The organism is Methylobacter sp. BBA5.1 (genome assembly GCF_000746145.1).
GTDB lineage: Bacteria > Pseudomonadota > Gammaproteobacteria > Methylococcales > Methylomonadaceae > Methylobacter > Methylobacter marinus.
In genome coordinates this window covers 1-1,928 of sequence record NZ_JQKS01000081.1, presented here as the reverse complement: position 1 = coordinate 1,928, position 1,928 = coordinate 1, and the positions used below count along the sequence as shown (strand labels likewise).

The 1,928-nt window shown below is 66.6% G+C and carries 1 protein-coding gene; it reads right to left on the bottom strand.

What is annotated here, in order from left to right; genetic code table 11:
• The coding region (locus EK22_RS21760) for an AMP-binding protein (RefSeq protein WP_036254449.1) at window positions 1-1,928 on the bottom strand (1,928 nt) is incomplete at both ends.

The window sequence follows — 1,928 nt, the reverse complement described above, 5'->3', positions numbered from 1 at the left end:
GTGCCAGCTGACCAGGTTCATCACGCCGGCGTGCGGCACCATGACGCCCTTGGGCTGGCCGGTGGAGCCGGAGGTGTAGATCACATAGGCCAGATGCCGCGGGGTCAGGCCGACTGCCGCCAGGTCCGGATTATCGGAGGGCTGATGAGCCCATTGTGCCGCGTCACTTGAAAGATCGATCACTCTGGCGCCGCCTGAGCGCTCTGCCAGCCGGGCCTTGAGCCCGGCATCGGTCAACAGCGCCAGCGGAACGCTATCGGCCAGCATGTAGGCCAGCCGCTCCTCGGGATACGCCGGGTCCAGCGGCACATAGGCTGCCCCCGCCTTGAGCACGGCCAGCAGGCTGATCACCAGCTCGAAGCCGCGTTCCAGGCAGATCGCCACCCGGTCGTCGGGCTTCACGCCCAGGCTGCGCAGGTAGTGCGCCAGGCGGTTGGCCCGGGCATTGAGCTCGGCGTAACTCAGCCGCTTGCCGTCCCATACCACGGCATCGGCCTCGGGGCTGCGGGCAACCTGTGCCTCGAACAGTTCGTGAAGGCAGCGGTCCCTGGGATAGTCGGCCTGGGTGGCGTTCCAGTCGTAAAGCACCTGGCGGCGCTCGGCCTCCGGCAGCACGCCGATCCGGCGCATGGCAGTGTCCGGTGCGCTTTCCAGGGCGTCGAGCAGGTTTTCCAGCGCCCTGTGCATCAGGGCGCACAGCCGTTCCGGCGCCGCCGGCGACAGGGTTTGCGCCGACAGCGAAAACCCTTCGCCCAGGTCATCCACGGATAACACGATCGGGTAGTTGCAGCGCTCTTCGCCCGATGACAGAATTTCGATACCCTGCCAGGCGGCGACGCTGCCCGCCGATCCCTCGGTCTGGCTGTACCGGTAGTTGAGCAGCGCGCTGAACAACGGCGCCGGCGCCTGCACGCCGCTGCAGCGTTGCGCCAGGCTCAGCGGCACATGTTCATGGCGCAGCAGGCCGGCCAGCCGACTCTGCACGTCACGGACCTGTTCCAGGACACTGCCCTGGGCCAGCCGCACTCGCAGCGGCAAGGTGTTGATGAACATCCCCAGCGTCCGGTCAGCGCCCTCGCCGCCCTGCATGCGCCCGAACAGCACCGTGCCGAAGACCACGTCATCGCGCCCGGAAGTCCGAGCCAAAACACTGGCCCAGGCCAGATGAAACAAACCGGCGGCGCTGATGCCCAGGGACCTGGCCTGTTCCCGCACCCGGCGCGCCAGGTCCTGGGCGATGGCTAGCCTGGCTTCCTGAGCCCGGCTGCCGTCGCCCAGGACGTCGAGCAGGCCGAACGGTGCCGTGGGCTCGTCGACATCCGCCAGCATGCCGCGGAAAAAGGCTTCGTGCTCTTCCGGCTTCATTCCCAGCCGCGACTGTGCGACGAAATTGCGGAACGGCAGCGGCGCCGGCAATTGCTCTGCCTGGCCCAGCTGGTGCATCCGGATCTCCTCCAGCAGGAGGTCCAGCGCGGTATTATCGAACGCCAAATGGTGAGCCAACAGCAACAGCAGCCAGCGCCCTTCCCCGGGATCATAGGCGATGAACCCGTTGATCAACGGAGCGACTCTCATGTCGAGGCGATACTGTCTCGGATCGTAGCGTTCCGCCAATTGTTCGGCCGTCTCGCCCGCTTCAGGGTCGATGACGACGTCCTCAATCGCCAGTTTCGCTGCGCGCCAGACCACCTGCACCGGTTCCGGCAGGCCTTCCCAGGCCACGGCCGTGCGCAGGATGTCGTGGCGGTCGATCACCGCCTGCAGAGCTGTCAAGAATCCATCGAGACGCTCGCGCGTATCGAACGCCATCAGGACCGGCATCAGGTAGGCATCCCCTTCGGATTCCATCAGGTGGTGGAACAGAATGCCTTCCTGCAGCGGCGCCAGCGGATAGAGGTCCTGCACGTTGGCCGCCCCGCCCGGCACGG